Origin of the sequence: Brevibacterium epidermidis NBRC 14811 (genome assembly GCF_001570805.1) — a bacterium.
Taxonomy (GTDB): Bacteria; Actinomycetota; Actinomycetes; order Actinomycetales; family Brevibacteriaceae; genus Brevibacterium; species Brevibacterium epidermidis.
Map to the genome: position 1 here is coordinate 1 of NZ_BCSJ01000008.1, position 23697 is coordinate 23697.

The window sequence follows — 23697 nt, forward strand, 5'->3', positions numbered from 1 at the left end:
AAGGGGTTTAGAGGGTGGTGCGGTAGTCGGTTTCGCTGAGCTGGCCGACAACCGAATGGCGGCGGCTGTAGGTGAAGTAGACGACGGCACCGACGGCCATCCACGCCGCGAAGACGATCCAGGTCCGCCCGCCGAGGTTGACCATGAGGAACGCGCACGCCAGGGCTCCCAGCGCGGGCACGACCGGACCGAACGGAACCTTGAACGAACGGTCGAGGTCGGGGCGTTTGAACCGCAGGTAGATGACGGCGATATTGACCAGGCAGAACGCGAACAGGGTGCCGATGCTCGTGGCATCGGCGAGTTCGCCGAGCGGAATGAACGCCGCTGTGATGGCGACGAGGCCGCCGACGATGAGAGTGCCGATCAGTGGAGTGCCCGTGCGCTGGGAGACGACACCGAAGATCTTCGGCACCATACCGTCGCGCGCCATCGTCAGCAGGATCCGCGACTGGCCGTAGAGCACGGTGATGACGACGGAGAAGATCGCGAGCACCGCAGCCACCGCGAAGAGCAGCACCGCGATGTTCGATCCGGTGATCTCTTCGACGATCTGGACCAGCGGGGCGTGGGCGCCCTCGAACCACTGCCACTGCCGAGCCCCGATCGCCGTGACGGCGACGAGGACGTACATCGAGGTGACGATGAGCATCGAGAAGATGATCGCACGCGGCAGGTCCCGGCGCGGGTTCTTCGCTTCCTCACCGGCCGTGGATGCGGCATCGAAGCCGATATAGGAGAAGAACACGCTCGAGGCGGCCGCGGTGACTCCGGCGGCGCCCATCGGCAGCAGCGGCGCGAAGTTGCCGGCCTTGAACGCGGTGAATGCAACGATGGCGAAGAAGACGAGGATGCCGAGCTTGACGAACACGAGAATGGTGTTGACGACACCGGATTCGCGGGCGCCGCGCATGAGCAGCACGGTCGCCAGGGCCACGACGACGAGGGCCGAGACGTTGATGATTCCGTCTGGATTGTCGGCCAGGCCCGGACCCGTGGTCAGGGACGCGGGCAGTTCGAGACCGAAGACGCGCAGGGTCTCGTTGACGTAGTCGGCGGCGCCGACGGCGACCGCTGCGACCGAGACCGCGTATTCGAGGACGAGGCACCAGCCGCAGACCCAGGCGACGCCTTCACCGAGGGTTGCGTATGAATACGAGTAGCTCGACCCGGATACCGGCACCATTCCGGCCATCTCGGCGTAGCTGACCGCCGACAGCAGCGCTGTGATTCCGGCGAGGACGAAAGCGATCCAGACGGCAGGTCCGGCGACGGGAACAGCCTCGCCGAGGATGACGAGGATGCCCGTACCCAAGGTGGCGCCGACGCTGATCATCGTCAGCTGGAAGACGCCGAAGGTCCGCCGCAGTCCACCCGACTGCGCGGTCTGCGCATCGGTGTGGGCCTCGGCGGTCATGGCGCTGATCGACTTGCGCCGCCCCAGCTGCCGCAGCACTCCTGTGGGAGTGTGCGTCGGCGGGGTGGACGGTGTCTGCGAAACGGTCATATGAATATTCTTGCATAGTCATGAATATTGTCTCGCTGAGCTTCCGCGTGATGACGGGCGAAACCGCTCCGCAACGTCGCCGATCTCACACGGCAGGGGGGGGTGCCAGATGCGGCAGAGGGGGTGCCGAATACGGCAGAGCGCTCACACGTCGGGGGTGAACCGGCCGTCCTGTGCCATCCATCCGCCGTCGACGAGCTGCGAATGTCCGGTGACATAGCTCGATGCATCAGAGGCGAGGAACAGGACGGGCCCGGCGATCTCGTGCAGGCGGCCCCAGCGGCCCAGGGCGGTCTTATCCGCATACGCGTCCCACCACTTCCCGTCGGCCTTGATCTGCTGAGTCAGGGGAGTGTCGAAGGGCCCGGGCAGGATCGCATTGACGCGCACGCCCTTCCCCCCGAGCTCGCTGGCCATGGTCTTCGTCAGCTGCACGACTCCGGCCTTGGCCGCCGCATACAGTCCCTGACCTGGTTCGATGGCCAGCGCCCGGAACGAGGCGTAGGTGACGATCGATCCGCGACCGCGCTCACCCATCTCGCGACCGAATCCGCGCATCAGCCGGTACGTGCCCTTGAGGTTGATGTCGATGACCCGGTCGAACTCGTCATCGGTGGTGTCCGTCAGCCGCTTGCGAACGTTCGCACCGGGAGTGACGACGAGGACCTCGGCATCGGACCACGCGTCGACGAGCGCATCGACCGACGCCGTGTCCGTGATGTCGACGGCCACCGCCGTCGCGGGCCCGGCGTCAGATCCGCCATCGGCGGCTCCGTGGGCGGCCGATCCCGCGCGACGGGCGGCGATGAGGGCGGCGGTCTCCTCGGCGCCGGCGAGGTTGAGATCGGCGACGACGACGTGCGCCCCCGCGTCCGCGAGACCGATCGCGCTGGCCTGCCCCAGTCCGGAGCCGGCCCCGACGACGACGGCGGTGCGGCCGCTCAAGTCGAACAGGGACGGAATCGACGGGTTGTTCTCGTTCGTGGGCATCGGCTCATTCGTCGACATCGGGAATCCTTCCGGACGGGGTTCGGTGCCGGAGCGACACCGGTGTCGTCTCCGTGGAATTCAAAGGTATGCCCGCCGAGGCGGCCCTGCAGTCCCCGTTTCACCTTGTGGAACATCGGCTGAGGTGAAGGTGTCAGAACTTCTCGCTGTCGACGTAGCGGATCTCGTCGGGGAGGTTCGCCAGGTAGTCGACGATGAAGTAGGCGATGGCCTCCATCGTGGGGATGTCGCGTTGGCGGGCACGGGCCATGGTGCGGCGGTGCTCGGCGAATTCGTAGAAGATCTGCCCGGGTTCGAGTTTGCGGGTGAGGTTCTCCGGGATCGCCTGGATGAGGGGTTTGTACACCTCGTCGAGCCAGCGGCGGGCGGCTTGGGACTCGTCGAGTTCATCGAATTCGGCGATCTCGGGGGCAGAACGGAACGAGTCGAGGTCGTTGAGCATCGCGCGGGCCTGGTTCTCGTTCGCGCCGATCCCGGTCAGGCGCAGCAGACGCCTCGAATGATGATTGGGTTCGACGACCTTCGGGGACACGAGGAGGCTGATGCCGTCGAGGTCGGTCGTCACGGTCAGTTCGCCGAGGTCGAAGCCCAGATCGTTGAGGCGGCGGATGCGTTCGTCGATGCGCCAGCGTTCGTTGACGCTGAACTCCTCGACCCGGGTCAGCTCCGCCCACAGGGCGTTGTACGACTCGCAGAGTCGCTCACCGGCAGCCAGCGGATCTGTCTCGGGTGCGACGAGACCCGCGGCCTGCAGGTCGAGGAAGTCCCCGGCGATGTTCATCCGCGCGATCCGCAGGTCCATGTTCCGCTGCCCGTCGGAGAGCTGGTCGTGCAGCTCACCGGTCTCGGCATCGACGACATAGGCGGCGTAGGCATCGGCATCGCGGCGGAAGAGCGTGTTCGACAGCGACACGTCCCCCCAGTAGAAGCCGACGAGGTGGAGGCGGACGAGGAGAACGGCCAGAGCATCGACGAGGCGGCCGCCGGTGTCCTCGGCCAGGTCCCGGGAGAACAGGGCACGGTAGGGCAGGGAGAATTCGAGATAGGCGGTGATGAGGGCGCCCTTGAGCTTCTCGCCCGATTCGGTCCGTCGACCTCCGACGGAGGCGCGGGGTTCGACGAGGGGGACGTCGAGGTTGCCGAGCGCGCCGAGGATGTCGAACTCACGCAGCGCCTGCGCGTCGTCGGTCTCCTTGATCGCGAGGACTTCGTCCCCGATCTCGACGTAGCGCACGACGTGGCGGGAGATTCCGCGGGGCAGACCGCCGACCAGCGTCTCCGGCCATTCCGCCAGGGGCAGGTGCCAGGGGAGTTCGGCCAGGGCCTGATGATCGGCGTTCCGGACGGTGTGGATCTCCGGAGCCACGGCTCAGGAGTCCGTGTCGGAGACCGAGGCCACGAGCGCCTCGGCGAGGTCGGGTTTCTCCACGCCGATGAGCCGACCGTGATCGAGGAAGGCGATCCGGTCGCCGAGGACCTTAGCATCCTCGAGATTCGAGGTGGCATAGATCGTCGTCAGCCCGAACTCCTGCTGCAGGTCCTTGATCAGCGACAGAGTCTCCGCCTGCTGCTCGGGGACGAGGTTGACCACGGGTTCGTCCATGATGAGCACCTTGGGGCGGCGCACCACGGCGCGGGCCAGGGCCACGGTCTGGCGCTGCAGCTGGGTGAGGTCGCCGGGGACGGAATCGAGGATGTCGCTCAGTCCGATCTTGTCCATCACGGATTCGACGCGTTCCTGGATCTCGTCGGCGGGCAGGCCGTCGACGCGCAGCGCAAAGCCGAGGTTGTCGCGCACGCTCATATGCGGGTAGAGCGCGTAGCTCTCCAGGGCCAGGGTCACATCGCGGTCGTTGACGGCGGCGTGGGTGATATCGGAACCGTCGATGAGGATGGTGCCGGACTTCGGGGTCTCCAGACCGTGGAGCATCCGCAGGATCGTCGATTTGCCCGAGGCGGTGGGGCCGTAGAGGACGAGGAATTCGCCGTCATCGACGAAGAGGTTGAAAGGGTGAACGGATTCGGACGTCGTGTTCTCGTAGACATGACTGAGGCCATTCAACGACACCGTTGACATAAGTCCTCCTAAAACTTCTGAATAACTCCGTGAGCAGCTGGTCGTCGGTGACCTGGCAGGGATGCTCAGTCACTCTCATCCTAAGGGGTGGAGAGTTGGGGCACACTGTGAATTCGACAAAGCGTAGAGTGATTCTCAGCACGATGGCTGTGCGCCGACGCATACCGCGGTGCGAAAGTAGACTGATTCGTATGAAGGTCACGTTGGACGAGGTCGCCGCCAGGGCCGGGGTCTCTCTGGCCACGGTCTCCCGAGTGCTCGGCCGTCGCGGTGCCGTCGCCGAGTCGACGCGGGCGAAGGTGCTGGAGGCGATGAGCGAGCTCGGCTATTCGCGTTCGACCCTGCTCCATGATGCGCCGAGGCGGCTCGTTGCCGTCAGTGCTCCCGGCAATCCCGAACATTGGCAGGTCCAGGTCTGCACTCGCGTGGCCAAGGCCCTGCAGGATCATGATCTCCTCGTCACCCGCCCGCTGGTCGAGACCGACCCGGAGCCGCTGCAGACCGCGATCGACGCCGGTGCCGTGGCCCTGGTGACCACGACGATGACGAGCCTGAACACGGAGATCCCGTGTATCCGCGTCGCCGAACAGTCCGCCACCGAGGAGGACGGCGGGCCCGGAACGGATGTTCCCGTGGAAGGGGCGGCCGGGACTGGATCGTCTGGCTCGGGACCGGTGGCGTCGGGATCGGGTGGGACCGGATCGACTGGATCGACCGGGCCGGGCAGCGCCGATGTCATCGCCGCGCGCCTCGATCTCGGCGGCGGGATGACCACGGCGTTCGAGCATCTGCGAGCGATCGGACACCGGAGGATCGGGCTGATCTGCAATGACAGCGGTGAGCTGGCCGTCCAGCTCATCCGCCGCTTCCTCGCCGAACATCCGGCCAGGAACCTAGGGCTCAACCTCGAGGATTGGATCTCACGGGTGCCGAAGTCGTTCTCCGGAGGCTCGCGTGCCGTGCTCGAGCTCAAGGATGCGACGTGCACCGCGGTGATCGTCCAGTCCGCTCTGCAGCTGCACGGTGCCCTCCATGGTCTGCGGAACCGGCATCTGCAGGTGCCGCGCGACATGTCGGTCGTCGGATTCGGCGACTCCCCGACGATGAAGTTCACGGGCCCTCCGGCCACAGTGCTCGGCCTCGACGTCGAAGGGCTGTCGAATGCCCTCATCGCAGCGACCCTGCAGACCCTGCGGATCTCGACGACAGGCCTGCCTTCCGTTCCTCCGGTGTTCCGTCCGCGGCTCGTCGCCCGGACCTCGACGACGGCGGCACGCCAATGAGCGAGCACCTGCCCGAGCACCGTCACGTTCGCCTCGCCGAGATCGCCGGTACCGCCGGGGTCTCGAAGGCCACCGCCTCACGAGCCCTGCGCTACCCCGAATCCGTGTCGGCTGACTCGTTGGCGAAGGTGCGTCAGGCGCTCGCGATCCTCGGCGCCACCGGGCAGACCTCAAGCCCGGGAGCCGGGGAGGGAGCCGGAACCGGTTCTGGACCGCTGCTCATTGCGCTCATCAAACCCGCGGTGTCGGCAGGCAACGTCGACCCGTACTCGCGTCTCGCGGAGATCCTGACGAACCGGATGTTCGCACTCGGCATCGCCGTCGTCCACATCGAGGCCATCACCGAACGCAATGAGACCCTGCTCGAGACCATCCTCGGCAGCGAACACGGCGGACCCGCGATCTCCGGAGCCGTCGTCGTCGGCGGTGGAGCCGCCGGAGTGCTCGCGGGAATGCTCGCCGAACGCGGGCTGCCGCTCATCCGCATCTCGAATGCCCGTCACGACGACGGGATCTCGCGCATCTACCTCGACGCGACCGGTGGAATCGACACCGCCGTGGCTCACCTCGTCCACCTCGGCCACAAACGTATCGGGTTGGCCGTCCTGCGCGATTCGGCTGCGCCTGCCCGCATCGCCGGCTTCCGCAGATCGATGGCCGGGATCCTCCACATCCCCGCCACTCGTGATCAGGCGCCGGTCGTCGAGGCTGCCGGCGGAGCCATGGCCGGAGTCGCCGCTGCAGAGGAGCTGCTCGATCTGCGCTGCACCGCCGTCATCGCCTGCGCCCCGTCCCTGTCCTTCGGCATGCTCGAGGCCGCGCAGCGGCTCAGGCTCGACGTGCCCCGAGATCTGTCCCTGCTCACGGTCGGCGACGTCCCCGACGCCGATGTCGTCCAACCGCCCCTGTCGCAGGTCGTCTACGACTGGGCGACCGTGGCGCAGTCCGCGATCGACGAGATCCGCACGATGATCGCCGCCGGTGACGCGCGCGTGCACGTCGATTACACGGTCGATCCGGACCTCGTCCTCCGCGCCAGCGCAGTGCCCCCGCAGCGCCGCTGACCTCGGGGTTCGTTCGCGATCATCCTCGCCGAGGCGGCTCGAGCTCAACCGTGGACGGTGCGGAGGAACTCCGTGCGCTCTGCAACGAGGCGGCCGAGCAGTTCGGCCACGGCTTCAGGGCCGGCGATCCGCCAGGGAGCACGAGTCTGCGCGGACCCGACCTTGACGCTCAGGCCGGTGTCGAGGGCGCGGGAGTCCGTGAGTTCGTCGAGGGCCGCGAATGCGTCCTCATCGGTGACATCGTCGCCGAGGTAGCCCGCTGCCGTCGGTTCGCCGGCGCGGACGAGCAGCCGGATGCCATCACCTTTCGTCGCCTGTTTGACGGCGAGTTCGGTGATGTCGTGACCTTCGATGACGCGGATGTCCGGGAACTCCTCGAGCACTTCGGTGGCGTGGCCGTGCAGTGCCGCGGCTGCCTCGGGGGCGATTCCGCGAGTGTGCACGGTTCGCGAATAGGGTTTGCGCTCGATGAGGAAATCCGCGGTGCCGTGCCCGCCCGGAAGAGTGTGTTCGAACGCCTCGAGGTGAGCATCGATGGCGGCGAGCATCTCCGCCTCGGCCGCAGTGAGCTCGGGCGACCGGACGACAGCAGAGTCGCCATCGCGGTCGGCGTCGATCCCGAGCTCGGCCTCCGCGCCGTGCGAACCGACCAGCCAGGCCATATCCGGGGCCTGCGACAGGCGACGCAGAGTCGCAATATCCCGACCTGACACCAACGCCACCCGAGTGCGCGGAAGATCCGCCAGCGCCGCAATGGCCGCGGCCGATTCGGGGACCATCCGCGAGGTCGACGGATCGTCTTGGAGGGGTGCGAGCACCCCATCGAAATCCAAGGCCACCAACAGCGAATCGGCGGTGGCGAGATCACGCAGAGCCACCTCGGCGGGAGTCGAGACGGCGGGCGCGGAAACGGTCGGATCGGACGTCACTGAGATCCTCCTATCGGGAAGTGGAGATCTCGGAGACCCATTCGGCTTCCTCGGGGCGATCGGCCCGGCCCGATGGGGCCGCGGGGGCATCCGGTGGGGGAGCGGTCCGACTCTTCTGCACGACCGGGCGGTCGGGGACGACGGCCTCGGGATTGTGCTTGAGGTGGTTGAGCTCATCGAGGAAGTTCTTCGACCACAGACTCACGGTATCCGTGGTGACCTTCCGCCGCATCTGCCGCATCCGCCGGGCACGCGTCTTGTCATCCATCTCGATGGCCTCGAGGATGCCTGCCTTGAGGTTCGCGATATCGTGCGGATTGACCATCACCGCACCCGTGAGCTGCTCGGCGGCACCCGTGAACTCCGAGAGCACGAGCGCCCCGTCGTCCTTCTGCCGGCACGCCACATACTCTTTGGCCACGAGGTTCATCCCGTCGCGCAGAGCCGTCACCAACATGACATCGGAGGCGAGGAAGAACGCCGTCATCTCATCGCGCGGATAAGAATGGTGGAGGTAGCGGACGGGAATCGACCCGACATCGGCCTGCTCTCCGTTGATCCGACCGACCGCGAGCTCGACGTCGTGTCGGATGATCTTGTACTGCTCGAGCCGCTCCCGCGACGGGGTCGCGATCTGGATGAGTACGACATCCTCGACGTTGAGGCGCCCCTCGGCGATAAGCTCGCCGTAGGCCTTGAGCCGGTGCCGGATGCCCTTCGTATAGTCCATCCGATCGACGCCGAGCATGACGACCTTCGGATTGCCGACGTCCTCACGGATCTGCCGGGCCCGTTCGATGATGTCCGGATCCTTCGCGAGCTCCTCCAGATAGGGAGTGTCGATGGAGATCGGGAAGGCCTCGGCGCGGACGACGTGCGCGGCCACGGCCTCGCCCGCCGGGACGAGGACCGTCGAGCCCTTCGTCGAGAAGTTGAGCCGACCCCGCACCGCGCGCCGGAAGTTCGCCGCATCCGCAGGACGCTGGAAGCCGACGAGATCAGCACCGAGGAGGCCGCGCAGGATCTCATCGCGCCAGGGCAGCTGGGCGAAGAGTTCGTACGGCGGGAAGGGAATGTGGTTGAAGAAGCCGATCGCCACGTCGGGACGCATCCGACGGACCATGAGCGGAACCAACTGGAGCTGATAATCGTGGATCCACACGGTCGCGGACTCCGCGGCCACCTCGGCGATCTTGTGCGCGAAGCGCTCATTGACCCGCACATACGCATCCCACCAGGTGCGGTGGTACTCGGGCGGGACGATGACATCGTGGTAGAGCGGCCACAGTGTGGCGTTGGAAAACCCTTCGTAGTACCTGAGGACATCCTCACTTGTCAGAGTCACCGGGGTCAGGTGCATGCCGTCGATCGTGAAGGGCTCGAAGTCCTCATCGGCAACACCCGTCCACCCGATCCACGCACCCTCCTGAGCCTTCATCACCGGAGCCACCGCAGTGACCAAACCTCCTGGTGAGGTGCGCCATCCGTGGTTCTCGTCATCGGGATCACGGTCGACGGGAAGGCGGTTGGCCACGACGACGAAATCGCTGTCGCCATAGGGGATTTCGGTGCTTGGCTCGGCAGAGTTGACGGTGCTCATCTGCGCCTCCTCCTGAATCGGTCCTTGGAATGAACTGTACTCGCTCGACTAGGCTTGGCCAGGTGATGGATCAGGAACTGGGAGGCTACCGCCTCATCGAGGAGCTCGGCTCGGGCGGCATGGGTGTCGTCTACCTCGGTGTCGACGGCGGAAACAACCCGGTCGCGGTCAAGGTCCTCCATCCGCACATCGCCAATGACGAGACCGCCAGGAAGCGTCTGGCCCGCGAAACCCGCACTCTGCGCCGGATCCGCCACCCTCGGATCGCCGAGGTCCTCGACGCCGAGCTCGATTCCGCGCAGCCGTTCATCATCACCGAATTCGTCGACGGGCAGACCTTGTCCGATGATGTCCGCGACAACGGTCCTTTCGCCGAGGATGAGCTCGTCCACTTCGGCCACGCCCTCCTCGACGCCCTCAACGCCGTCCACGACGCCGGCGTCATCCACCGCGACCTCAAGCCCGCCAACGTGATGATCATGGACGGTGAGCCGATGGTCATCGACTTCGGCATCGCCCAGGTCGCCGACGAGGTGCGCGTGACCGCGACGGGCCTGGTCATGGGCACACCCGGCTACCTGTCCCCGGAGATCGCCGACGGCAAGTCCTCGAGCGAGAAGACCGACTGGTGGGGATGGGCCGCGACCATGGCGTTCGCCGCCACCGGTCGCAACCCCTATGGCTCCGGGCCCTTGGAAGCAGTGCTCGGACGCGTGGCCATGGGCAAATTCGATCTTGACGGGGCACCGAAGAACTTCGCACCGCTCATCGCCGCCTGCCTCGACCCGAAACCCGAGCGCCGCCCTTCGGGGCAGATGATCCTCGACGCACTCGTCGACATCGAGTCCGGACGCCCGCCGCAGCTCGGATCGGGCCCCAGCGGCGGAGCCGGTGGACAGCAGCGGACACCGAGCGGAACCGCGGTCATGCCGGCCGTCGATGACGGTGCCGGCAGTGGTGCCGGGGCGGCAGGGGCCGCCTTGGGCGGTGCGGCTATCGGCGGTGCTGCGGGAGCTGCTGCTGGATTCGGTGCTGCCGGGGCTGGGGGCTCTGGTGGTCATGGCAGTTCGCGCGGAGATTTCGCAGGCACGGGCTATCCGGGAGCCGGGACCTCCGGCAGCGGGCAGCCGCAGTACCCCGGATCCAGCCGGCCGACAAATCATGCCGGTTCAGACTTCGGGGCAGGACCCAACCAAGGGGCGGGCTATGGGCCCGGGCAGATGCATGGGCAGCCGCCCCAACAGGCGACCGCGCCACCGATCAGCAACCCCAATGGCGGCATTCAGGCCGGCCCGGGATCTCCGATGGCCGGCGCCGACCTCGGTCGTTCCGGCTTCGTCCAGCCCGGCACCCAGTCCGGTCAGGGACAGAGTCTGGTCGGACCGAGCGGTCCCGGCGGACCGCATGGTCAGGTCGCGCAGGGGCAGTGGGGCGACCGGTCCGGTTACGGCGGTCAGCTCAGGGGTCCCGACGGTCAGCCGGTACAGCCGGGCAGGCAGCCGCTGTCGCCGATGGGAAATCGGCGAGTGCAGTCCGGCGGCTGGGTCGTCTTCGGACTCGTCGCCTTGGCGGTCGCCGTCATGCCCCTCGGCCCGCTGGTCATCAGCGTCGTCGCGCTGATCTGGTCGGTGCTCGCCCGCACCGGCACACGTCTGGATCGGAAGGTTCAGCGGTACCGGTTCGACCGCGGAACGGATTCCGGTGGATTCTTCCGGGCGCTCGCCTCGGCGCCGGGAGCCGTGCTGGCGTCGATCCTGACCTCAGTGGCCTCGCTCATCCTGCCGGCGATCGCGGCTGCTGCCGCGCTCGTACTCACTCGACTCGACATCGCCGGGATCGTGCCCAGCGGTGCCTCCGAACAATGGTCGGTGTGGGTAGCCGGTGCCGCCGGTTCGCTCGTGTTGTGGGTCGGGCCGGGAGCTTCGAGTCTGCGTTTCGGGTCGCGGCTGCTCGTCTCGGGGGCCACTCGCAATCAGCTCGGCCGACTCATCGCCCTGGCCGTGATCGCGCTGCTCATCATCCTGGCCGTCATGGTCATCCAGTCCGGTGCGGCCATGTCGTGGTGGCCGCTGACGACGAACCCCTTCGACTATCTGCCCGGACCGGTCTGAGCCGGCGGGGGAGTCTGCCTCCGATGTCGGGAGATCAGCGCCGCTGTGTCCGCAGTCGACGTCCGTAGGTCGTTGTCGCTGTGTCTGCCGCCGACGCCTGGAAACCAGTGCCGCTGCGTCGAGGTAGTTGAACGTTGTAGTTGAACCTTGAATGTTTCTGGGAGTCGGCCACTCACCTGTTTCGGTACAGTGGTGCTGGCGGGTCGTGGAAGCCGTCCCGCACCGATCGGGCCTCAGGCCGCACCGATGTCAGACGATCCAACGTGAGGAACAATGGCGAAGAACAACTCCGCGGACGACAAGCGGAACCGCGCACGCGAGAACGCCCGCCAGATCGCGGCGAATCAGGCGAAGAAGGAGAAGACCGCCAAGACGATCCTGTACACCGGGATCGCAGTGGTCGTCGTCGCCGTGCTGGCCGTGGTCGGTGTGCTCGTTTTCCAGCAGAGCAAACCAGCTGTCAGCCCCACGAACTATGTTGCCGACGGAATCACCGTGGGCAAGGACAAAACGCTCGTGCAGCCGCTGAAGATGCCCGAAGGTGAGGAGTCGGATCTGCCGGCTCCGACCGATGAGGGTGCGAAGAAGGGGGCCGCCACAGTCACCGTCTACCTGGACTTCCAGTGCCCCGGCTGCAAGGCCTTCGAGGAAGGCAATGCAGACATGCTGCGCAAGCTCGCCAATGAGGGCTCGATCGTCGTCAACTACAAGCCGGTGTCGTTCCTCGACCGCATGTCCAGCGGAAACGAGTACTCGACTCGCGCCGCCAACCTCGCCGCCTGCGTCGTCGACAGCCAGCCCGAGGTCGCCGTCGATCTGTTTGACGCCCTCTTCGCTCAGCAGCCGGAGGAAGGCACCGAGGGCCGCACCGATGAGGAGCTGCTCAAGGTGGCCGAAGATGCCGGTGTCGACACCTCGAAGAAGCTCAAGGCCGACCCTGAGCAGACCGTGAAGTCCTGCGTCACCGACCGGACCTTCGACAAGTTCGTCGAGCAGTCGAGCCAGACCGCTCTGGACGATGGCGTCGAAGCCACCCCGTGGGTGCTCATCAACGGCAAGCACACCGACAAGACCAGCGACTCGCAGGCCCTGGCCACCGAGATTCTCAAGGCCACCGGAGAGTTCAAGGGCTGATTGCCTGAGTCTCCCGGCCGGTGCCACGTGAGTACCGGTGCTAGGTGAGAAAGGCCGGATCCCGCCGACGTGGGGTCCGGCCTTCTTCGTCTCCGCGGGATGGGTGGTCCAGGTTGAGGTGGGGGCCGCCTCGGTGAGGGAGTCCGGGAGGGCTCGTCCCCGCGGTTTTGTGGCCGGGCCCGGCCATGGACTACTATCGTGTAGGCGCGCACGCTCGGTGCGCACCACGCCTCCTTAGCTCAGTTGGTAGAGCACCGCTCTTGTAAAGCGAAGGTCGTCAGTTCGAGTCTGACAGGGGGCTCCACCCGAAGAGGCCCCGCGCATCGCTGGAAACAGTGAGCGCGGGGCTTTTTCTGTGCTCATTAGAGGCCGACCGAGGGTTAATGACCAAAATGTGTGTACAGCGCAGCCGTGTCACGCCCACTGCGGTCACCGTGATCGGCCGCCCCATCCCTTCTGGATGCCGTCGTCCGGCCCGTGAGGCAGCAGCCGCCAGGCATCAAGCTGCCCGCGAGTCGTTCCGTGAACCCCGCCCGCATTGGATTGTTGGGTCGATCCACGGTGGTTTTCGTGTCAAAAACACCGTGGATCGACCCAACAATGCGCTTAAGAAGGGTGACGCAATCGAATTGGGTCGCCATCGGACATTTCCGTTGGCGAAAAGTATCCGATACTGACCTGAAGTCAGCCACCGGGCCAGTGCGAGCTCGGATTGCCCCGGCTAGCCCTGCCCGTCGCGTCTGAACACGAGCATGAGGGAGCGCATGCTCAGCACGAAGCCGCCGAAGAGCAGCACGAAGCCGAAGAACGAGTACAGGTGGATATCTTTCGTCAGCAGCGGACCCTCGTCGCTGGTGATGAGCATGATCGCTCCGACCACGGCGGCCCCGGCGAGGACGGCGACGATGAGCTGCTGGAACAGGCTGGTGAGGAAGCTGCGATCGGAGGGATTCTCGAGCACGCGCATGTTCATCGAGAACCGGCCCTGCTCGAGATCCTCGGTGATCTTGTTGATCCGGCGCGGCATGCGGTCGATCATCGGCATCAGCTGCAGCGCCCGACGCTGCAGCTCATCGGTGATCTTCGTGCCCTTGAGCTTCGACCGCACGAGTCTGTTGCCCTCTCGCCGGGACACGGCGACGACATCGAAGTTCGGGTCGATCGTCAGCAGCGCACCCTCCACCGTGGCCATCGCGCGGAAAGCTGCGCTGATCGGCGCCGGCACGGAGAACCGGTGGGCGAGCACGAGATTGAACAGATCATCGAAGAGCTTCTGCCCCTGCGCCGCACGGATGCCGCCTCCGTAGCGCAGCAGCAGTTCGCCGACGGCGCGTTCGACGTCCCGATCGTCGAGTCCATCAGGCCGTCCGAGGAGTTCGATGATGGCATCGGTGGCTCCGGCGCTGTCGTTCTGGTCGATCGAATAGAGCATGAGACCCAGCGAGGTCTGGGTGCCCGGGTCGAGTCGGCCGACGGCACCGAAGTCGAGAAGCCCCAGTTTCCCCTCGGGAGTGATGAAGATATTGCCGGCATGCAGATCGGCGTGGAAGATCCCGTCGCCGATGATCTGCTCGAGCGTGGCTCCCAGCAGCGTGGTCGCCAACCGGGAGCGTTCGGCATCGCTGAGCCCGGTCAGCAGCGCCCCTGCCCGAGAGACCGGCTGTCCGGGCAGCCGATCCATGACCAGCAGACGTTCGCCGCTCAGGCCCGGATAACCGTGAGGAACGGTGACATCGAACTTGCCCGACCGCGTGAGAGAGGCCTCGATGCTGGCCATATTGTCCAACTCGATCCGATAGTCGAGCTCCTCTTCGAGTGTGTTCGCGAACCCCGCGGCCAGCGACTTCACACCCAGATCCCGACCCCAGGTCGTGGTCTTGTTCAGCCAGGCCGCCAGTCGCAGGATGATGTCGAGATCCTGCGTGACCTGATTGAGCGCCTTCGGGCGCTGCACCTTGACGATGACCTCCGTGCCGTCGAGCAGGGTCGCCTCATGGACCTGCGCCACCGAGGCGGCCGCCAGCGGAGTGGACCCGATCCGGGCGAAGACTTCGTCGATGGGTCGACCGAGGCGTTCGGTGATGGCCGGTTCGATGACCGACCAGGGTTCGGGTGTGACCTCGGTCTGGAGGGTCTCGAGCTCCCGGACGAACACCGGAGGGAGGATATCTCGGCGGGTCGAGAGCATCTGTCCGAGCTTGACGAAGGTCACCCCCGCCTCGGCGAGGGATTCCTTGAGCGCCCGCGCGGTCTTGACCTCGCGACCCGGTGAATCCCCGCCGAAGCCGCGCAGCTGGGAGCCGAGCCCGTGCCGCACGGCGATGGACACGACTTGGGCGTAGCGGCGGGCGCGGCGACGGCGGGACTTCCACCCGAAGAACAGCGACTGCGGGCTCGGCAGGGACCCGGTCGGGAAGGCCGCTTCGAGCATGACGAGGGCACCGACGCCCAGGGCGAAGATCCACCCGAGGGCGAGCACCATGAACAGCACCGCTACCCCGGGGGAGACGTCGAGGCCGGTGGTGTTCTGCCCGGTGCCGGCCCGGTAGAGGTATTGGACGGTCACGGCCACGACGGCGCTCATGACGAGGCCGACGGCCAGGGTGCGCGGCCAGCCGGTGGGAACTCCGACGACACGGCGGACCACGGTGGCGGCGAACCATGACTGGAGGAAGAGGAAGACGAGCGCGGCCAGGCTCACCAGCACGTATCCGCCGACGTCCAGCGCTTCCATCGATGACTCTCCTGATCCTGTCCGGCCCGTCAGCGTGAGGCTGTCAGGGCGAACATCGTCGAATCGGTCATCTCCAGCCTAGTCCGTGTGCGCTGGTTCAGTGTGCGCGCGACGGGTCAGTCCGTGCTCGTTGGTTCAGCCCGTACCTTGCGGGTCAGCCCGTACTCGGTGGGTCAGCCCGTACCTTGCGGGTCAGCCCGTGCTCGGTGGGTCAAGGCGCCTCCGGCGGCCGGGCAGTCCGACCTGGCGGGCCCAGATGAGGATCCAGACCGCGCCGAGGAAGGCGAGCAGTCCCGGGAAGAGCACCCCGAATCGCAGGGTGGTCACGGTGATGATGAGGGACAGCAGCGTCGGCCCGCCGAGTTTGCCGCCGTTGTTGAAGATCGCCCAGATGCCGAGGAACCGGGGCCGTCCGACTGCGGGGGAGAGGTCCGCCCCGATAGTCATGTTCACACCCGCCCCGAGGCCGTTGCCGAAGGCCATGACCGCGGCGGCGATGACCATTCCGGCGAGATCCGGCTTCGCGACCATGATGACGAACCCGGTGCCGAAGATGGACAGGCAGGCGACGAGAGTCGCCACCCGGCCGAGGTGATCCTTGATGTACGCGCCGAGGAACATGACGATGAGTTCGAGTCCGGCGCCGAACGCGATGATAAGCGAGATCGAGGACTTGTGCAGCCCGATCTCGACGCCCCACAGCTGGACGACGACCGGCTGGGCGGCGCGGGCCGCCGCAAGTGCGATGATCGTGACGCCGGTGAGGATCACCGACTTCCACCGCACGTCCAACGGCGGCCGACGGTCCTTCTTCCCTCGCCGAGGATGAGCGGCGTCTCCGTGTCCAGGATCGGCCGCCTCGGCGGGAGAATCACCATCGGTGAGGGAGGGATCGTGATCGTCCGGACGGGAGGTCGGTGCCGCCTCGGCGCGGTGGGGGTGGTCGTCGAAACCGGGGATCTGCGCGATCGGCAGGGCCATGATCGCGATCGCAGCGACGGCGGTGAGACCGGAGAAGACGAACACGGACCAGATCGGGAAGACGAGCATGAGGCCCGCGCCGATCATCGGCCCGATGAGGTTGCCGACCCGCTGCGTGCCGCCGAGCGCGGTCATCGCCTTGGCGAGGTCGGCCGGCGGCATCACCTCGGCGACGACGGCCTGACGGGCCAGGCTCCACACGTCGGAGACCGGGCCGAAGACCATGAGTGCGACCGTGTAGACGAGCAGCGAGTACGGCGAATCCCAGATGAAGGCGGCGACGATGGAGCCGAGGACGATGATCGCCGCAGCCGTGGCCACGGTCATCGCCCGGAAATCACCAAGGCGGTCGATGAGGATCCCCGCCGGCACCGTGGCCATCAGGGACACGGCTCCCATGAAGCCGACGATGGCGGCCGCGAACGCCTGCGTCGACCCCAGCGACAGCGCCCCGAGGACGAGGATCGGCATGATCGCGCCCAGGCCGACGGCGAAGAGCGCGAACGGCACGAGCACCGGCCACAGGATGGGTTTGAGCACATGGCAAGTCTAGTTGGGGTGTGCGTGAGGTGGTCGCGGAGTCCGAGGTGAGAGCGGCCGTGGGTATGCGGATCACCGGGCGGGCCAGCGCGGCGGGGTATCGGAGTCGGTTGGGCGGCCATAGAATGTCCGAGCACTCAGTCCGGCCGTTGAGGATCCGCATGACCGCACAGAACTCAGCCGCACCTCGACTCCGCCTCAGCCCGATGCGTCCGCGCGACCCGGGCGAAGAGGGCCGCGCAGCGAGCACACTCGAACTCTTCTTCGACCTCGTCTTCGTCATCGCAGTGTCGATCGCGGCTTCACACCTGCATGACACGATCACGGCCGGACGCATCGGTGACGGTGTGGTGAGCTATCTGCTCGTGTTCTTCGGGATCTGGTGGGCGTGGATGAACTTCACGTGGTTCGCGACCTCATTCGACACCGATGACTGGCTCTACCGGGTGCTCACGATCGTGCAGATGGGCGGAGTGCTCATCCTCGCCGCCGGCATCGGGCCGGTCTTCGAGGACCGTGACTTCCGGCTGCTCATCGCCGGCTACGTCCTCATGCGCATCATCATGATCTCGCAATGGCTGCGCGCCTCCCGCGGCGCCGGTCGGGCGCGATGGACGACGATCGTGTATGCGGCAGGGATCGGCATCGTCCAGGTTCTCTGGGTGGCATGGCTGGGCATCGATGATCCCGTGTCCAGTGCTGTGGGCGTCGGAGTGCTCATCCTCGCCGAGGTGGCGGTGCCCGTCATCGCGGAAACGCGCGGCACGACGCCGTGGCACCCCGACCACATCACCGAACGCTACGGCTGCTTCACGATCATCGTCCTCGGTGAGAGCCTTCTGGCCTCGGCGAACACGATCTTCGAGGCCCTCGGCGAAGTCGAGGACATCGTTCCGCTCGACTCCCTCGGCGTCCTGTGCCTGACCGTCACCGCCTCGATGTGGTGGATCTACTTCTGGCCGCCGCATCACCGCGCGATCGGCAGCCTCGGTGGATCGCTCAAGTACGGCTACGGGCACTATTTCATCTTCGCTGCGGCAGGGGCATTCTCTGCCGGAGTCGGAGTCGAAGCCGATTCGCAGCTCGGCGCCAGCGCCCTCGACCGAGGGCTGGCGACATTCACGGTCTCGGTGCCGATCGCCGTGTTCGTCCTCGGGGTGTGGGTGCTCGCGATCCGCGCCAACGCCAACGGAGTCGTCAACACCGTCGTTCCGGCCTGCGCCCTGCTCGTCCTTCTCGACCCGATCATCCCGGTCCCGACGTTCCTCACGACGTTCTTCATGGTCATCATCGTCATCGCCCTCGTCGTGTTCCCTCCACTGGACGAGAACGGCAAGTCCGCCGCCGAGGCGGTCGTCCGGTGAGTGCGTCAGAACGGCAGGCCGTGATAGCGGTCGATGTGCCTCCGTTTGGCTTCGTCGACCCGACGTGACATCTCCGCAGAATCGACCCGCACGTGAAGGGCCCGGACGCGGCGACGCTCGATGAGCCACAGCGCCAGCCGCAGGACCAGAGCGTCGAGGCCGGTGGCCGAGGTCGCCGTCGACTGCTCGCCGTCGACGACGAGCTCCCGGGTCACGGTGACCGTGCGTTCGACGATGCGGCGCTGATGAGATGCCCCGCCGAAATCGGCGAGAGGTGGGCGGATGGGTGCGGTGAGAGTGCTCATGATGGGGTTTCCTCTCCTTCGGTCAGGGGGAAAGCGTTGAACTGGATCTGCACCGGGCGGGAGCCCGGATCATTGCGGCCGCGGTACTTGTTGATGAAGGTCATAGTGGTCCTTTCGAACTCGGCGGCGATCTCAGCGAGTTGTTCCTTCGTCAGGCGCAGATTGCTCGTCTCGCTGACCGAGGCTGCGACCCACGATTTCGACATCCGGTGCTCGTCATAGGCCGCGTCGATGAAGTCTTCGAAATTGCGATGCTGATTGCGTGCGAACTCCCGGTTGACGTAGGAGGAAGCCGTCCGTGCCGACGGGTCGAGTTCGCGCTCGGGGCCCGGCACCTTCATGGCCCCGGGGATCCTCTCCCACCACTTCTCCCGACCGCTCCGCTCGCCCTCGACCTCGCGGATGAGCTGATGGCGGGCGAGCTGACGCAGGTGATAGCTCGTCGCACCGGAGGACTCGCCGAGGCGTTTGGCCAGGCTCGTCGCCGTCTGCGGACCCTGCGTGGACAGGGCATCGTAGATCGCCATCCGCAGGGGATGGGCCAGCCCCTTGAGGGCCGAGGTGCTGATCTCACGGACGCCATCGGGATGAGAGATCTCGCGGATGCTGTCGTCAGGGGTCTCCTCGCTCATATTGCAAAGATACACTTGCAAAGAACTCTTTGCAATAGTTTGTTTGCAGTTTCTCGAGGTGGGCGCTGCCGGCAGTGAGGCACTATCGGATCGGAGGTGAAAGTGGCACGCTGGAGTCATGGTCTCTCAGAGCGTCGTCCCGTTTCACAGTGTCGTCCCGCCTTATCTCCTCGATGCGATCGCCGAGCGCGGCACCGAGCGATTCCCGAAGGCCGCGGCCGCCGCAGCCAGCTGTCGGATGTCCGATGAGAGCTGCCGGAACCTGCGCCTGGCCGGACTGCGCTATACCCCTCCGGCCGATCTCGGCAAGGACGAATCCGCGCTCGCCGCCCCCGCTCCTGCAGGACTGCAGCGCCTCATCCACGATGCGCAGAACACCGAGGTACTGCCCGGCGAACTCGTCCGCTCCGAAGGCGAAGGACCCGTCGACGATGAACCGGTCAACGAAGCCTATGACGGACTCGGCGCTTCGTATTCGCTGTACTCCGAGGTGTTCGGGCGTGACTCGCTCGATGGTGCGGGAATGCCGCTCATGGCCAGCGTCCACTACGGCAAGGACTACGACAACGCCTTCTTCGACGGCCGACTCATGGTCTTCGGCGACGGCGATGACGAAGTGTTCACCGGCTTCACCGGTTCGCTGTCGATCATCGGCCACGAACTCTCCCACGGCGTCATCAGCCACACCGCCGACCTCGAATACTTCGGCCAGCCGGGAGCACTCAACGAACACTGTGCCGATGTCTTCGGGGCGCTGACCCAACAACACGACGCCGGACAGAACGCTGAGGACGCCGACTGGCTCATCGGCGCCGGGATCTTCACTCCCGATGTGACCGGCCGCGCCCTGCGCTCCATGATCGAACCCGGCACGGCTTATGACGACGACGTCCTCGGCAAGGATCCGCAGCCTGCGCATATGGACGACTTCGTCACCACCGATTCCGACAACGGCGGGGTCCACCTCAACTCCGGGATTCCGAACCGGGCGTTCGCGCTCGCGGCCATCGCCGTGGGCGGTCCGGCCTGGGAAAGCGTCGGACAGGTCTGGTACTCGGTCCTCACAGGGGCCGAGATCACGCGGCGCACAGAATTCGCGGAGTTCGCAGAACTCACCATCGCCGAGGCGGCCGACCAGTTCGGAGCCGGATCCGACGTTCACGATGCGATCGTGTCCGGGTGGGAAGCCGTGGGCATCTCCCACTCAGGTTCGGCACGCGGAAACCAGGGGAGCAGCTGGTGAACGACACCCTGGCCGGGGATCCGCGAGATTCCGGTGACAACGGCTCCTCTGGCCAGCCGGCCGAGCGATTCGGACGTCTGCTCGTCGAACGGTCCGGAGGGATCGGCGGGATGCTGCTCGTCTGGGACGTCGACATCGACGCGAGCTCTCGGCGGGATGACCTCGGTCCGCGCATCGCCGAACTTCCCTGGCCCGACAGCGGGCAGAGTGAGGATGCGCCGCAGCAGGCGGGTGCCGACCGGTTCGCCTACCTCATCGAAAGCCGGTACGGGCGAGTGCGCTTCGGCGAGAGTCAGTTGCCGCCGGAGTGGAAGCAGCTGGTCGACGAGGTGCGGGAAGTCGCCGAACCGCAGAGGCGACAACCCGGCTGACCCTTATGCTGGAGGTCATGACTGACACGAACCACGGCCCGGGCGGCGACGCTCGGACGACGGCAGAGAAGAACGAACGAGACCTCGAAGCCGGGGTCCACACCGACCTCAAAGATTCGATGACGTACGGGTCGTATCTCGACCTCGACCGACTCCTCGGCGCCCAGCACCCCGTCAGCAGCCCCGAGCATCATGACGAGCTGCTCTTCATCATCCAGCACCAGACCACGGAACTGTGGTTCCGGCTCGTCATCCACGAACTGCTCGACGCCCGCCGGCTCATCGCCGACGATGAGCTGCAGACCGCGCTCAAGCGCATCGCCCGGGTCAAGCACATTCAGAAGACCCTGACCGAGCAGTGGTCCGTGCTCGCAACACTGACGCCGAGCGAATACGTCGGGTTCCGCGACCAACTCGGCCGTGCCTCCGGCTTCCAGTCCTGGCAGTACCGGGCCGTGGAGTTTCTGCTCGGCAACAAGAACCGGGCCATGCTCCCGGTCTTCGACGGAGATCCCGATGCGCGGGCGGCGCTGGAGAAGTACCTCGAGGAACCGAGCATCTACGACGAATTCCTCGCCTGCCTGGCCCGCCGCGGACTTCCGGTGCCGCAGCGGCTCCTCGACCGGGACAAGTCCGTCGCCCACACCTTCGATGAGGAACTCTGCGACGTCTTCCGAATCATCTATGAGAACCCGCAGAAGTATTGGCAGGAGTACGAGAGCTGCGAAGAGCTCGTCGACCTCGAGGAGAACTTCCAACTCTGGCGTTACCGGCATATGCGCACGGTGCTGCGGATCATCGGCATGAAACGCGGAACCGGCGGTTCGAGCGGAGTCGGATTCCTGCAGAAAGCGCTCGACCTGACGTTCTTCCCCGAACTCTTCGACATCCGCACCGGCATCGAGAACGGACCCGGCATCGGCGACAGGGGAGTCTGATTTTCCCTCCGTCCCAGCGCGAGGGCGCGTTGCGCCCAGGCCCGCAGCATGCAGGGCTGTCGGCAAGTCAGCCGAGCAGGAGGTCCCTCACCTGCGCGAAGTACGGAGAATCGGGGTCGATGACATCGGCATGGTTCGCCCCCGCCAGCTCTGTCAGAGCGGCAGGAAAGACACGAGAGAATTCCACGTCGACGGTGGCATCGGCATCCCCATGGATCGAATGCACATCGACTCGTGCAGGGATGAGCGCCGCCCGTGACCTGGGATCGTGGTGCAGGTAGGCTTCCAGATCGTCCTCGGGGCGCGCGCCCATATAGTCGAGGACCGCTCCATCGCCGAGGTGGCCCTCTACTTCCCGGAACAGATCTGTCACCGGCGCCAGAGGACGCAGGCGGATGCGCGGTCCCTGTGCGGGCAGGTGCGATGCCCAGGCGAGGACGAGGCAGCCGCCGGCCGAATGGCCCGAGACGACCAGATTCTGCCTTGCCTGTTCGCTGACACCCCAGTGCGGCAGTTCGGCGCACACCGAATCGATGGCCGCGGTGACATCGTCGAGCAGGAGCGGCTGACCGCCGAGTCTTCGGTATTCGACGGATGCGACGAGCACTCCCGCCTCGGCCAGGGCTCGGGCCAGAGGTCGAGAATGAGCAAGATCGGTGCGCGGCCGGAAGTAGCCGCCGTGGACGAAGATCACCGTCGCCGAGGCGGCGGCCGGGTCACCATAGACCTCGACGAACTGCTCGGGGGCGTCCCCGTAGGCGTGCCGGAACGCCGGAACCGCCTCGGCGCCGGCGGCAGAGAGCTCGGGAATGCGCACGGACTCGACGCTCATCCTTCGGAACCGCGAGGCTCGTCCACCTCACCGGAGTCGGTCTGTCCGGCAGCACCGCCAGCACTGGCATTGCCGGCATCACGCGCACGGTCGACCTCGCGAGAGCGTTCGACGAGGTCGCGGACGCGAGTGAGCTCCGACAGCTTCGGGTCGAGGGCGTCACCCGAGGACTGCCCGCGCAGTCGGCGACCGACCCACGGGGCCAGGTATTCGCGGGCCCACCGCGACTCCTCGCTCATCACTTCGCGTATCGCCCGCGTCGGACGAGCAGGAACCCCGAAGCCCTTGGCCGGCAGCGAGCGACCGCTCTCCAGTGTGGCGAGAGCCTGCTCGGCGACGAGGTGGTGTCCCTTCGTCGACAGGTGGATGCGGTCGTCGGCCCACATCTCCGCAGCATAGAGCGAACGCAGGCCCCACAGATCGACCATATGGCAGCCATGCCGCTGCGCAATCGACCACAGGTGGGCGTTGTAGATACCCACTCGAGGACGGACCGCGCGGATGAGCGGGGAGCTGAACTCGGTATCGAAGCCGTTGCACATGAGCACCTCGATGCCGGCCTCGCGCATGGCGATGACAGCACGTTCGAACTTCGCGGCCAGGGCATCGATATCGGCCTTCGGGCGCAGGCAGTCATTGCCCCCGGCGCACAGGCTCACCAGGTCCGGCTTCATCTCGAGCACCTGCGGCACCTGGTCATCGACGATGCGGTCGAGCAGACGGCCTCGGATGGCCAGATTGGCGTAGGACAGGTCGGGGCTGCCCACCGGCGACTCGGTGAGCATGAGCGCGAGCCGGTCGGCCCAGCCGCGGTACCGGTCCTCGGCGCGCGGATCGGAATCCATCAGCCCCTCACTGAACGAGTCTCCGATGGCGACGTAGGAGGTGATCGGCTCAAGCATCAGGGATCCTTCTCTCTTCGGACGACTCATTCAGTGCTCTTCGGGCGACTCACCCAGACTATACGCCGAGCCTGACACGGCCCCCTCCGCCCCAGAACTACCTGACGGCGGCCCAGCTACCTCGCGCCAGGTTGCTGGGCCG

General features: G+C 66.3%; 20 protein-coding genes and 1 tRNA gene. 9 read left to right on the forward strand and 12 right to left on the reverse strand.

The annotated features are described in order from the left end of the window. Positions 1 to 7 precede the first annotated feature (7 nt). The 4 genes from BEP01S_RS05530 to BEP01S_RS05545 form a co-directional block, all read right to left on the reverse strand. Complete coding sequence (locus BEP01S_RS05530; RefSeq protein WP_062241300.1) at positions 8 to 1507, reverse strand: amino acid permease; 1500 nt, start codon at positions 1505 to 1507, stop codon at positions 8 to 10. Positions 1508 to 1651: 144 nt separating this feature from the next. Beyond that, a complete protein-coding gene (locus BEP01S_RS05535) occupies positions 1652 to 2515 on the reverse strand; it encodes an SDR family NAD(P)-dependent oxidoreductase (RefSeq protein WP_236853177.1) in 864 nt (287 codons plus the stop codon). A 133-nt stretch (positions 2516 to 2648) separates the two neighbouring features. Further along, positions 2649 to 3881, reverse strand: a complete 1233-nt coding sequence (locus tag BEP01S_RS05540; RefSeq protein WP_062241302.1) for a DUF4032 domain-containing protein — start codon at positions 3879 to 3881, stop codon at positions 2649 to 2651. A 3-nt stretch (positions 3882 to 3884) separates the two neighbouring features. Continuing rightward, positions 3885 to 4592 (reverse strand): ABC transporter ATP-binding protein, encoded by a 708-nt coding sequence (locus tag BEP01S_RS05545; RefSeq protein WP_039208452.1) that lies wholly within the window; start codon positions 4590 to 4592, stop codon positions 3885 to 3887. A 191-nt stretch (positions 4593 to 4783) separates the two neighbouring features. On the opposite strand from BEP01S_RS05545, the gene BEP01S_RS05550 reads away from it, so the two are divergent. Both BEP01S_RS05550 and BEP01S_RS05555 read left to right on the forward strand, forming a co-directional pair. Then, a complete protein-coding gene (locus BEP01S_RS05550; protein WP_062241305.1) occupies positions 4784 to 5875 on the forward strand; it encodes a LacI family DNA-binding transcriptional regulator in 1092 nt (363 codons plus the stop codon). Further along, complete coding sequence (locus BEP01S_RS05555) at positions 5872 to 6939, forward strand: substrate-binding domain-containing protein (RefSeq protein ID WP_062241307.1); 1068 nt, start codon at positions 5872 to 5874, stop codon at positions 6937 to 6939. Before BEP01S_RS05550 ends, BEP01S_RS05555 begins: the two co-directional genes overlap by 4 nt. Positions 6940 to 6983: 44 nt before the next feature. On the opposite strand, the gene otsB is transcribed toward BEP01S_RS05555, so the two are convergent. After that, entirely contained in the window at positions 6984 to 7868 is an 885-nt protein-coding gene (otsB, locus tag BEP01S_RS05560; RefSeq protein ID WP_062241309.1) for a trehalose-phosphatase, read from the reverse strand. A gap of 10 nt (positions 7869 to 7878) precedes the next feature. Further along, positions 7879 to 9468: an alpha,alpha-trehalose-phosphate synthase (UDP-forming) gene (locus BEP01S_RS05565; RefSeq protein ID WP_083532571.1), complete on the reverse strand. Its 1590-nt coding sequence runs from the start codon at positions 9466 to 9468 to the stop codon at positions 7879 to 7881. Between the two features lie 65 nt (positions 9469 to 9533). On the opposite strand from BEP01S_RS05565, the gene BEP01S_RS05570 reads away from it, so the two are divergent. The 3 genes from BEP01S_RS05570 (at position 9534) to BEP01S_RS05580 (ending at position 13017) form a co-directional block, all read left to right on the forward strand. After that, positions 9534 to 11579 carry a serine/threonine protein kinase gene (locus tag BEP01S_RS05570; RefSeq protein ID WP_062241311.1) on the forward strand — a complete coding sequence of 682 codons (2046 nt, stop codon included), beginning with the start codon at positions 9534 to 9536 and terminating at the stop codon, positions 11577 to 11579. Positions 11580 to 11852: 273 nt separating this feature from the next. After that, positions 11853 to 12713: a DsbA family protein gene (locus tag BEP01S_RS05575; protein ID WP_062241313.1), complete on the forward strand. Its 861-nt coding sequence runs from the start codon at positions 11853 to 11855 to the stop codon at positions 12711 to 12713. Between the two features lie 228 nt (positions 12714 to 12941). Then, positions 12942 to 13017, forward strand: a tRNA-Thr gene (locus BEP01S_RS05580). A gap of 417 nt (positions 13018 to 13434) precedes the next feature. On the opposite strand, the gene BEP01S_RS05585 is transcribed toward BEP01S_RS05580, so the two are convergent. Together BEP01S_RS05585 and BEP01S_RS05590 are read right to left on the reverse strand one after the other, a co-directional pair. Beyond that, complete coding sequence (locus BEP01S_RS05585; protein WP_083532572.1) at positions 13435 to 15447, reverse strand: ABC1 kinase family protein; 2013 nt, start codon at positions 15445 to 15447, stop codon at positions 13435 to 13437. Between the two features lie 192 nt (positions 15448 to 15639). Then, positions 15640 to 16968 carry an MFS transporter gene (locus BEP01S_RS05590; RefSeq protein WP_083532573.1) on the reverse strand — a complete coding sequence of 443 codons (1329 nt, stop codon included), beginning with the start codon at positions 16966 to 16968 and terminating at the stop codon, positions 15640 to 15642. 161 nt (positions 16969 to 17129) lie between these two features. Here BEP01S_RS05590 and BEP01S_RS05595 point away from each other — a divergent pair, with 161 nt between their 5' ends. Next, positions 17130 to 18332 carry a low temperature requirement protein A gene (locus BEP01S_RS05595; protein WP_218004326.1) on the forward strand — a complete coding sequence of 401 codons (1203 nt, stop codon included), beginning with the start codon at positions 17130 to 17132 and terminating at the stop codon, positions 18330 to 18332. 5 nt (positions 18333 to 18337) lie between these two features. Here BEP01S_RS05595 and BEP01S_RS05600 read toward each other — a convergent pair whose 3' ends face one another. Then, a complete protein-coding gene (locus BEP01S_RS05600) occupies positions 18338 to 18637 on the reverse strand; it encodes a hypothetical protein (RefSeq protein ID WP_062241314.1) in 300 nt (99 codons plus the stop codon). Next, positions 18634 to 19269 carry a winged helix-turn-helix domain-containing protein gene (locus BEP01S_RS05605; RefSeq protein WP_062241315.1) on the reverse strand — a complete coding sequence of 212 codons (636 nt, stop codon included), beginning with the start codon at positions 19267 to 19269 and terminating at the stop codon, positions 18634 to 18636. Before BEP01S_RS05605 ends, BEP01S_RS05600 begins: the two co-directional genes overlap by 4 nt. Positions 19270 to 19387: 118 nt before the next feature. On the opposite strand from BEP01S_RS05605, the gene BEP01S_RS05610 reads away from it, so the two are divergent. Genes BEP01S_RS05610 through BEP01S_RS05620 form a run of 3 tightly spaced genes read left to right on the forward strand, consistent with a single transcriptional unit; the run spans position 19388 to position 21821 of the window. Continuing rightward, positions 19388 to 20512, forward strand: a complete 1125-nt coding sequence (locus BEP01S_RS05610) for a M4 family metallopeptidase (RefSeq protein WP_062241317.1) — start codon at positions 19388 to 19390, stop codon at positions 20510 to 20512. After that, on the forward strand, positions 20509 to 20883 hold the full coding sequence (locus tag BEP01S_RS05615) for a protealysin inhibitor emfourin (protein ID WP_039208471.1): 375 nt from the start codon (positions 20509 to 20511) through the stop codon (positions 20881 to 20883). Before BEP01S_RS05610 ends, BEP01S_RS05615 begins: the two co-directional genes overlap by 4 nt. 17 nt (positions 20884 to 20900) lie before the next feature. After that, positions 20901 to 21821 (forward strand): tryptophan 2,3-dioxygenase, encoded by a 921-nt coding sequence (locus BEP01S_RS05620; RefSeq protein WP_052239893.1) that lies wholly within the window; start codon positions 20901 to 20903, stop codon positions 21819 to 21821. A 67-nt stretch (positions 21822 to 21888) separates the two neighbouring features. Here BEP01S_RS05620 and BEP01S_RS05625 read toward each other — a convergent pair whose 3' ends face one another. Both BEP01S_RS05625 and BEP01S_RS05630 read right to left on the reverse strand, forming a co-directional pair. After that, positions 21889 to 22653, reverse strand: coding sequence for an alpha/beta hydrolase (locus BEP01S_RS05625; protein ID WP_039208474.1), 765 nt, complete (start codon positions 22651 to 22653; stop codon positions 21889 to 21891). Continuing rightward, positions 22650 to 23555: an SGNH/GDSL hydrolase family protein gene (locus BEP01S_RS05630; RefSeq protein WP_039208477.1), complete on the reverse strand. Its 906-nt coding sequence runs from the start codon at positions 23553 to 23555 to the stop codon at positions 22650 to 22652. The genes BEP01S_RS05625 and BEP01S_RS05630 overlap by 4 nt, the downstream gene beginning before the upstream one ends. Positions 23556 to 23697 lie beyond the last annotated feature (142 nt).